The sequence below is a fragment of the Escherichia whittamii genome (assembly GCF_014836715.1).
GTDB classification, from domain to species: domain Bacteria; phylum Pseudomonadota; class Gammaproteobacteria; order Enterobacterales; family Enterobacteriaceae; genus Escherichia; species Escherichia whittamii.
In genome coordinates this window covers 211,433-221,072 of the sequence record NZ_JACSQI010000008.1, presented here as the reverse complement: position 1 = coordinate 221,072, position 9,640 = coordinate 211,433, and the positions used below count along the sequence as shown (strand labels likewise).

The window sequence follows — 9,640 nt, the reverse complement described above, 5'->3', positions numbered from 1 at the left end:
ATGGAAAGAGTCCCCCCTAAAGCAGACTGACAGACATCACAAATCCCCGGGTGGGGACTTGTGTATAAGAGACAGCCCGAAGAAGGGGCCTTACAGAAGGAAAGGGTTATGATGAAGTTAGTCATCATACTGGTTGTGTTGTTACTCGTAAGTTTCCAGGCTTATTAACAACCAATTCAGAGGGGGGAGAAATCCTCCCTTACCCTTGTTCCTTTACTCTAGGTTGAAAAAACAACAGCGTCAATAGGCCTGCCAGGTACGAAGCGAGATCTGTGAACCGCTTTCCGGTTAGCCTTCTTTATCCTGTTGGATCTTCTTAATAATGTTGGTCGTTGAGCAACCATCTTCAAAGTTGAGCACCAGCACTTCACCGCCGTTAGCCCAGACTTCTTTACTCCCGGCGATCTCTTCCGGTTTATAGTCACCACCTTTCACCAGCAAATCTGGCAGGATGCCTGCGATCAGGCGCTGCGGCGTATCTTCTTCAAACGACACCACCCAGTCGACCGCTTCCAGTGCGCCCAGCACTATCATACGCTGTTCGAGCGGATTAACCGGGCGAGAATCCCCTTTCAGCCGCCTGGTGGATGCGTCACTGTTCACTGCGACAATCAGGCGGTCGCCCAGCTTGCGAGCGTTTGCCAGATAAGAGACATGCCCGGCATGGAGAATGTCGAAGACGCCATTGGTCATCACCACTTTTTCGCCACGTTTACGCGCCGCCGCTACGGCCAGCTTCAGTTCCTCTTCGGTCATCACGCCAAAGCCAGTGTCTGCGCGCCCGCGCACTGCGTTTTCCAGCTCGATGGGAGAAACCGTAGAAGTCCCCAGTTTGCCGACGACTACTCCTGCCGCCGCATTGGCGAAGAAGCAGGCTTCTTCCAGCGAATTACCCGCTGCCAGCGTCGCCGCAAGCACACCAATCACCGTGTCCCCTGCACCGGTAACGTCATAGACTTCCTGCGCCTGAGTTGGCATATGCAGCGGCGCTTTACCCGGTTGCAGCAACGTCATCCCCTGCTCGGAACGGGTTACCAGCAGCGCAGAGAGTTCGTAGTCGGCAATCAGTTTCATGCCGCGTTCAACAATCTCTTCTTCGGTTTTACATTTACCGGCAACCGCTTCAAATTCCAAGAGATTCGGCGTTAACAGCGTAGCGCCGCGGTAGCGTTCAAAATCGGTGCCTTTTGGATCAATCAGCACCGGAACGCCCGCTTTACGCGCCAGTTGGATCATCTGCTGTACGCTTGCCAACGCACCTTTCGCATAGTCAGAAAGCACCAGCGCGCCAATCGTACCGAGGGCCTGATTAATCCGCTCATGCAGCGGCTGCGGATCAACGCCTTCGAAACCTTCTTCAAAATCCAGGCGAATCAACTGTTGGTTACGAGAAAGCACCCGCAGTTTGGTGATGGTTGGATGCGTCGGCACAGAAACGAAGTCGCATTTTACGTTCACGTCGGCCAGCGATTTACTGAGCGCGCGTGCCGCATCATCAATACCTGTCAGCCCCACCAGGCGTGCGTTTGCACCGAGAGAAGCGATGTTCATCGCCACGTTGGCTGCACCGCCCGGACGTTCTTCAATGGTATTGACTTTAACCACGGGCACCGGCGCTTCCGGCGATATACGGCTGGTGGGACCGTACCAGTAACGATCCAGCATCACATCACCAACCACCATCACTCCTGCACGTTCAAACTCTGGCAGCGTTACTTTCATTCCTGTCTCCTGAGAGATTCAAAATTTGCGCGCGATAATACCATATTTCATTCCTCCACCAGCCACTTCTGCCAGCTTGCCCGCACCAGTTCACGCTCTGCGGTGAAGCAATCCTCCGGCACATGGCCCGGCAGCTCTTGTAATGCCAGATGATGAAGTTCATCGCGCAGCGTAGTGTAAGCACGGGTCAGCGCCATCGCTTCCTGCTCTTCCATAATGTCATTTTGCGCCAGCAGTTCCAGAATGCGCACGTTGTCTGACCAGCGCGTTAACTTCGGTTTTTCATGAGCGTAGCGCAACACCAGATATTGGGTAATAAATTCGATATCGGTAATTCCGCCTTCATCTGCTTTGATATCAAAGCGATCGCGATGTTTATTGCCGAGATGAGCGCGCATTTTCTCGCGCATTTCCCGCACTTCTGTCTGTAAGGTTTTGCCTTCACGCGGCAGCGTCATAATCTCCCGACGTACCGCGTCAAATTGCGCGGTCAATTGTGGATCACCATATACCACGCGAGCACGCACCAGCGCCTGATGCTCCCACGTCCAGGCTTCGTTTTTCTGATAATCGGCAAATGCTTCTGCGGAAGTCACCAACATTCCCGCCGCCCCGGACGGGCGTAGCCGTGAATCCACTTCGTACAAAATACCGGAAGACGTGCGCGTGCTGAACAGATGCATAATGCGTTGAGCCAGACGCAGATAAAACTGCCGCCCGTCGATTTCCCGCTCGCCGTCGGTCATCACATCCATCGGGCAATCATGGAGGAAAATCAGGTCAAGATCCGAACTATATCCCAGTTCCCAGCCGCCCAGCTTACCGTAACCAACCACCGCAAAGCCGCGACCTTCACGTTCGTTCAGGTGAGTGGGTTTTCCGTAACGAGCAACCATTTGTCCCCACGCTTGCTGGACCACAGCATCTATCATTGCCTCCGCCAGCCAGGTTAAGTGATCGCTCACTTTCATTACCGGCAGCGTGCCGGCAATATCCGCCGCCGCAATACGTAACAGTTGTGCCTGTTTAAACTGACGCAGCGCTTCAAGTTGTTGTTCTTCATCATCTTCTGGCACGCGCAGCAAATACTGGCGCAATTCGTCGCGATAGGCATCCGTCGCTGTCGGCTGGTAGAGGGTGTTCGGATCGAGCAGTTCATCCAGCAATAATGGATAGCGCGCCAGTTGACTGGCAATCATCGGCGATGAGGCACACAGTGAAATCAAATGCTTAAGCGCCGCAGGGAATTCACTAAGCAGTTCAAGATAGGTCGTACGGGTGACAATCCCCATCAGCAAGGCGGTAATGCGCGACAGCGTGACGACGGCATCGTTACGCGCACATACGTCACTTAACAAATGCGGCATCAGATGATCGAGCACCTGGCGACCGCGCGGACCAATGGTGCGCTTATCCAGTTCTTTGCGGAAATCGGCAATCAGCGTCAGCACCTGTTTGCGATCATCTTCACTAAGATGCGCCAGCACTGGCGTAGTGTCATCCTCCTGCAACGCATCCTGCCACAGCTCACGCCACTGCTCTGACAGAGTCTCCTCCTGGGTTTCGCTTTCGTCGTCACCAATCAGTTCGTTAAATACCCGACGCACATTGGCCATATGTCCGGTCAGCGCCCCGGTCAATTGCGGCCAGTCAGCAAAGTCCATCGCCCACGCCAGCCGCGCACGGTTAAGCTCATCAGCCGGAAGCGTCTGGGTTTGTTCGTCATTAATGCTTTGCAGCAGGTTTTCCAGACGCCGCAGGAACAGATACGCCACTCGCAATTGTTCGGCATCATTCTCAGAGAGCAGATGCAATGCAGCAATGGCGTTGAGGGTAGGAAGTAATGAACGCGATTGCAGCGACGGCTCGCGCCCACCGCGAATAAGCTGGAACACCTGGACGATAAACTCAATTTCGCGAATACCGCCCGCGCCCAGTTTGATGTTGTCAGTGAGGCCGCGGCGACGCACTTCACGGGCAATCATCCCTTTCATGTTGCGCAGAGACTGAATCACGCTGAAATCGATGTAACGACGAAAAACAAACGGGCGCAGCATCGAACGCAATTCGTTAGCATAAGCACCGTCGCTATCGCCCATAATCCGCGCCTTGACCATCGCATAACGCTCCCAGTCGCGCCCCTGCTCCTGGTAATAATCCTCCAGCGCGGCGAAGCTCAACACCAGCGGGCCACTTTCGCCAAACGGACGCAGGCGCATATCCACGCGATAGACAAAGCCATCTTGCGTCGGTTGATCCAGCACTTTAATCAGCCGCTGCCCCATGCGGGTAAAAAACTGGCCGTTATCCAGTTCGCGGCGTCCGCCCTGAGTACAGCCATGTTCCGGCCAGGCAAAAATCAGGTCGATATCCGAGGAGAAATTCAGTTCCCCGCCGCCCAGCTTACCCATGCCTAAAATCAACAGCGGTTGCGCTTCGCCCTTCGCATTACATGGCGTTCCCCACTCACGACAGCAGGCGTCATACAGCCAGTCACGCGCCGCAACAATCAGCGTCTCAGCGAGATGACTAAGCTGCTGCAAAATGCTCTCTTCCGCGACCAGCGCCAGCGTTTGCGCCCAGGCGATGCGCACCATAATGCGCCGACGGAACAGCCGCAGTTCACGCATTAACCCAGCCTCGTCACTCACATTACTGAGCGCCGCCTGCAACCACTCGCCGTAATATTGCCATTCATCGGCTTGTGGCGGCTCGCTTTCCAGCTCCGTCAGCCACTCTGGATGCGCAATTACGCTATCCTGCACAAAATCACTGAAAGTAAGTACTGACTTCGCCTGTACACCAAGTGATTCCTTGGCTAAAGGCGCTGGCAGCCGCTCAACAACGGTCTGCCAGTACTGCTGTAACGGTGAAGAGAGCGGCTTCATAAGCGATTTTATCCTTGCCAGATTAACGTTTTCCGCTATGCAACCAGAACGGTTCCTGATTGTTTGCCTCATTGCGGAAATGTTCAATTTCAATGCGTTGCCCGGTCGCAATAGCGTGACGCAGCCCCTGCCAGTTCTCCAGCCAGGCTTGCGCGACGAGAGGATCGTAGTAACCCGCCAGCAGCAGTATTGAGTCAATACCACGCGTCAGGCGCGGTAACTGGTCAGGGTAGCGATCGCCCAACGGCTGGCAAAAAACGCTCTTCAATTCAGCGGAATGGCGAGAGAGATGGATATCGGCAAAGCGTTTGAAGGAATCGCTGATTTTACCCTGCTCTTTGGCATCTAAAAACGGCTGCCAGGCTTTAGTCACCAGCCATTCGGTCAACGCCAGTTTCGCCATTGCCGTTTCAGTAGAATAGACCGCCGTCACGGCAGAAACCACAGAAGCAATGGTCGCTTCGCATTGGGTCAGCAAATCACGTAAGTGAGTGCTCGCTTTACGTGGCACGATACCGCCGAACAGCATCAGCGTATGGCGAACCAGGCCGATGGCTGCCAGCACCTGCTCTTTCGCCGCCTCGTTGCCGCGTATCCACAACTCTTCATGGTACTGCCATTGCGATAACGCCAGTTCCATTGCTGCTTCCAGCCCCTGCTCTACATCTGCTTTTGCCGCAACATGCAGAATAGTGGTTGATTTGATTTCACGCACCGGATTGCCCTGCGCCAGATGATAGCCACGCGCCGCCTTGCTCAGGCTGCCCTGGCGTAAACCAGTTTGCGATACCAGTTGGTTTGCCAGTTTCAGCACCGCGCGCGTTTCGCCACTGAGTAATTCCAGTTCCAGCTCGCAGATAGGTTCAACAAACTCACCTGCTTTCACTTCCCCCTGGTCGAGGGCGATTTCAATCTGACTGCCATCCACTTCAACCAGCCATTTTTCGCGGTAAAAATCGGTGCTGAACAGCGGCTGCACGCGTGACGCGAGATCGGCAGGTAACTCACCGTTTGGCCAGACTTCCGTTGGTAACTGCGCCAGATCGAGCGTCGGTTCACTCAACGCCACGTTATATTCCGGGCGCTGGTGCAATCCACCTGTTACCCGTCCGGCAACTTTCATGGTCATCTCATAGCGACCGTTTTCGCCACGAATACGCAGGCCCATATCGTGCCCACGCAGCCAGTTATCCGGCGTTTCGTAGTAAATATTCAGCAACTGCACGGGATCATGATGCTCGCCGCCCAGCGTATTAAGATGGTCACGCAACGCCTCAACGGCACTGTGATTAACAATAAACTTTAATTCGATTTCCTGAGCCATGGCCTCTACTTATCCGGTTATGTCACATAAGTGACGATGAACGGCGAACTAAATGCGATCTTTTTTGTCAGTAGATAGTATTTTGCGCCAAATTGCCATGCAACGAGCATTTTGACGGGCGTAAAAGTTTGAGACGGTGGCAAGACCTGACACAGAGGATTCCGATTGATAGCGAATGCTTTGCGTAGCGACACTGATGCCACTACTATCGTTCCACTTTCCATGACAATAACGACAGCCTGATGCCAAAATTACGCCTGATCGCACTAACTTTACTCGCGCTTAGCGCCACTGCCGTCTCTCACGCGGAAGAAAAACGCTATGTTTCTGACGAACTGAACACCTGGGTTCGCAGTGGTCCGGGAGATCATTATCGCCTCGTGGGCACAGTGAACGCCGGTGAGGAAGTGACATTATTACAAACTGACGCCAACACCAATTATGCCCAGGTAAAAGACAGCTCTGGTCGAACCGCCTGGATCCCGTTGAAACAACTGAGCACTGAGCCAAGCCTGCGCTCCCGCGTGCCAGATCTGGAAAATCAGGTCAGAACTCTGACCGATAAGCTCACCAATATCGATAACACCTGGAATCAGCGCACCGCAGAAATGCAGCAAAAAGTGGCGCAGAGCGACAGTGTGATTAACGGGTTAAAAGAAGAAAATCAGAAGCTGAAAAACGAACTGATTGTCGCGCAGAAAAAGGTCGATGCCGCCAGCGTGCAGCTAGACGACAAACAGCGCACCATCATCATGCAATGGTTTATGTATGGCGGTGGCGTGCTGGGGCTTGGCTTGCTGCTCGGACTGGTATTACCGCACCTGATCCCAACGCGTAAACGCAAAGATCGCTGGATGAACTAAATCGCCTTCTTCGTTGCACTGTCTTATTATTAGGAATTGTGTATTTGACGAAGGGAAGATGGCGTGAAGATTTATCTGGTCGGTGGTGCGGTACGGGATGCATTGTTAGGGCTACCGGTCAAAGACAGAGATTGGGTAGTTGTCGGCAGCACGCCACAGGAGATGCTCGACGCGGGCTACCAGCAGGTAGGTCGCGATTTTCCTGTTTTTCTGCATCCGCAAACACATGAAGAGTATGCGCTGGCACGTACCGAACGGAAATCCGGCTCCGGTTATACCGGTTTTACCTGCTATGCCGCGCCGGATGTCACGCTGGAAGATGATCTCAAGCGTCGCGATCTGACCATTAATGCGCTGGCCCAGGACGATGACGGCAAGATTATCGACCCGTACAACGGTCTGGGCGATCTGCAAAATCGTCTGTTGCGCCATGTTTCCCCCGCCTTTGGCGAAGATCCGCTACGCGTATTGCGCGTAGCGCGTTTTGCTGCGCGTTATGCCCACCTCGGTTTTCGAATTGCCGATGAAACGATGACGTTGATGCGTGAGATGACTCACGTAGGCGAACTCGAACACCTGACGCCCGAACGCGTGTGGAAAGAGACTGAAAGCGCCCTCACCACACGCAACCCGCAAGTTTTCTTCCAGGTATTGCGTGATTGCGGCGCATTACGCGTTTTATTCCCGGAGATCGACGCATTGTTTGGTGTCCCCGCTCCGGCGAAATGGCACCCGGAAATCGACACTGGTATTCACACCTTAATGACGCTATCGATGGCGGCGATGCTGAGTCCGCAAGTAGATATCCGTTTCGCGACTTTATGCCACGATTTCGGTAAAGGGCTAACGCCGCCGGAGCTTTGGCCTCGTCATCACGGCCATGGCCCGGCGGGTGTAAAGTTAGTGGAACAATTGTGCCAGCGTCTGCGTGTGCCTAATGAAATTCGTGACTTAGCCAAACTGGTGGCTGAGTTTCACGATCTCATCCACACCTTCCCAATGCTGAACCCGAAAACCATCGTCAAATTATTTGATTCCATCGATGCCTGGCGTAAACCGCAGCGTGTAGAGCAACTGGCGCTGACCAGCGAGGCTGACGTGCGCGGCAGAACCGGTTTTGAATCAGCGGACTATCCGCAAGGACGCTGGTTACGTGAAGCCTGGGAAGTGGCGCAATCAGTGCCGACAAAAGCCGTCGTTGAAGCGGGATTTAAAGGCGTGGAGATCCGCGAAGAGCTGACCCGCCGCAGGATTGCGGCGGTAGCCAGCTGGAAGGAACAACGTTGCCCAAAGCCTGAGTAAGTATTGGGCATTTTGCCGGAGGCGGCGTAAACGCCTTATCCAGCCTAAATGTCAACGACGGTTGTAGGCCTGATAAGACGCGCGAGCGTCGCATCAGGCGTTGATTGCCGGATGCGGCGTGAACGCCTTATCCGGCCTACGCGATCGTGGACAATTCCCGGCATCCGACACTATTCTTCACATCAAAAGAACACTACGTACACCGCGGCCGCCACAATAAAACGATAAATGGCGAACGGGATAAACGAAATGCGCTTAATCAATTGCAGGAAGGTTTTAATTGCTATCAGCGCCACTACGAAAGCAGTGATAAACCCAACAGCAAACATCGGGATATCGCCGGTGGTCAGGAAGCCCCAGCTTTTGTAGAGATCGAGCGCCGTTGCGCCCATCATCATCGGCACCGCCAGCAGGAACGAGAACTCAGAAGCTGCGTAACGACTCACGCCCATCAGCATCCCACCAGAAATGGTCGCCCCGGAGCGAGAGAACCCCGGCCACAGCGCCAGACACTGGAAGCAGCCAATCATAAACGCCTGACGATACGTCATATCATCCAGACCCGGCGCGCGTGGCTCTTTCGGCTTCAGGCATTCGGCGGCAATCAGCAACAAACCGCCGACAACCAGCGCATACATGACATTTATCGGGTTAAACAATGATTTAATCATGTCATGGAACAACAGTCCCAACACCACCGCGGGGATCATCCCCAGCAAAATGTGGATCAGCGTTAAACGACCTTTGCTTTCTCCTTCGTGCTGCAACGGACGGCCAAAGTGAATGCCAATCAGGCCAAACAGACGCCGCCAGAACATCACTACCACAGCCAGAATCGAACCTAACTGGATAACGACTTCAAAGGTTTTTGCCGTGTCGCCTTCAAACCCCAACAAATGGCCCACAATAATCATGTGGCCCGTACTGGATACTGGCAAAAACTCTGTCAATCCTTCGACCACACCCAGGATTGCCGCCACCAGCAGCGAGTGCATATCGCTCATCAATAAACCCCTAAATTATAAAAATATACCGCTTGTCCGAACTACTGCAGTATGACCAGGTTATAACCGTTTGGTTTAACAGCTGTAAAATTAATTATTTTCTTTCAGATTATTGCCACGCTCGATGATGACGCCGACATTCGCCGCTCGTGCCACCGCGCCTGGCTTGCTAAGTTTGATGCGAACCCACGGCGAATTAAAGCGAGTTAACAGCAATTCCGCCACCTCCTCCGCCACGCGTTCCACCAGCGCAAAGCGCGCGCCCTCGACGTGGCTGACTACCGTTTCTGCGATGTCGGCGTAGCTAAGGCAATCTGCCACATCATCGCTTTTCGCCGCTTTGCGGTTATCCCACGCCATTTCGATATCGAACACCAGTTTCTGTTCGATGGTCTGTTCCCAGTCGTAAACACCAATAGTGGTGATTACCGAAAGTTGCTCTATAAATACAATATCCATCACGACCTGCTCGCTTTTTGGCTACCCCGGATACCACTTCCGGCGAAATGTGCGTATTATCCACAGATTCATCGTTGA

General features: G+C 53.6%; 8 protein-coding genes. 3 read left to right on the top strand and 5 right to left on the bottom strand.

Translation table 11 applies throughout. From position 1 onward, the window contains the following. Positions 1–108: 108 nt before the first annotated feature. Positions 109–168, top strand: a complete 60-nt coding sequence (locus tag H9644_RS14335; protein WP_072272163.1) for a type I toxin-antitoxin system Ibs family toxin — start codon at positions 109–111, stop codon at positions 166–168. Between the two features lie 120 nt (positions 169–288). Here the strand turns inward: H9644_RS14335 and hldE are convergent, their stop codons facing one another. Genes hldE through ygiF form a run of 3 tightly spaced genes read right to left on the bottom strand, consistent with a single transcriptional unit; the run spans position 289 to position 5,934 of the window. Then, a complete protein-coding gene (hldE, locus tag H9644_RS14330; RefSeq protein WP_191775062.1) occupies positions 289–1,722 on the bottom strand; it encodes a bifunctional D-glycero-beta-D-manno-heptose-7-phosphate kinase/D-glycero-beta-D-manno-heptose 1-phosphate adenylyltransferase HldE in 1,434 nt (477 codons plus the stop codon). Positions 1,723–1,769: 47 nt separating this feature from the next. After that, positions 1,770–4,610 (bottom strand): bifunctional [glutamate--ammonia ligase]-adenylyl-L-tyrosine phosphorylase/[glutamate--ammonia-ligase] adenylyltransferase, encoded by a 2,841-nt coding sequence (gene glnE / locus H9644_RS14325; protein ID WP_191775060.1) that lies wholly within the window; start codon positions 4,608–4,610, stop codon positions 1,770–1,772. Positions 4,611–4,632: 22 nt separating this feature from the next. After that, positions 4,633–5,934 carry an inorganic triphosphatase gene (gene ygiF, locus H9644_RS14320; RefSeq protein ID WP_191775058.1) on the bottom strand — a complete coding sequence of 434 codons (1,302 nt, stop codon included), beginning with the start codon at positions 5,932–5,934 and terminating at the stop codon, positions 4,633–4,635. Positions 5,935–6,176: 242 nt separating this feature from the next. Here ygiF and H9644_RS14315 point away from each other — a divergent pair, with 242 nt between their 5' ends. Both H9644_RS14315 and cca read left to right on the top strand, forming a co-directional pair. Continuing rightward, positions 6,177–6,797, top strand: a complete 621-nt coding sequence (locus tag H9644_RS14315; RefSeq protein WP_001125317.1) for a TIGR04211 family SH3 domain-containing protein — start codon at positions 6,177–6,179, stop codon at positions 6,795–6,797. Between the two features lie 63 nt (positions 6,798–6,860). Then, positions 6,861–8,099 carry a fused tRNA nucleotidyltransferase/2',3'-cyclic phosphodiesterase/2' nucleotidase/phosphatase Cca gene (gene cca, locus H9644_RS14310; RefSeq protein ID WP_191775056.1) on the top strand — a complete coding sequence of 413 codons (1,239 nt, stop codon included), beginning with the start codon at positions 6,861–6,863 and terminating at the stop codon, positions 8,097–8,099. Positions 8,100–8,281: 182 nt separating this feature from the next. Here the strand turns inward: cca and bacA are convergent, their stop codons facing one another. Both bacA and folB read right to left on the bottom strand, forming a co-directional pair. After that, positions 8,282–9,103 (bottom strand): undecaprenyl-diphosphate phosphatase, encoded by an 822-nt coding sequence (gene bacA / locus H9644_RS14305; protein WP_064529612.1) that lies wholly within the window; start codon positions 9,101–9,103, stop codon positions 8,282–8,284. A gap of 90 nt (positions 9,104–9,193) precedes the next feature. Further along, on the bottom strand, positions 9,194–9,562 hold the full coding sequence (folB, locus tag H9644_RS14300) for a bifunctional dihydroneopterin aldolase/7,8-dihydroneopterin epimerase (protein ID WP_010347879.1): 369 nt from the start codon (positions 9,560–9,562) through the stop codon (positions 9,194–9,196). Positions 9,563–9,640 lie beyond the last annotated feature (78 nt).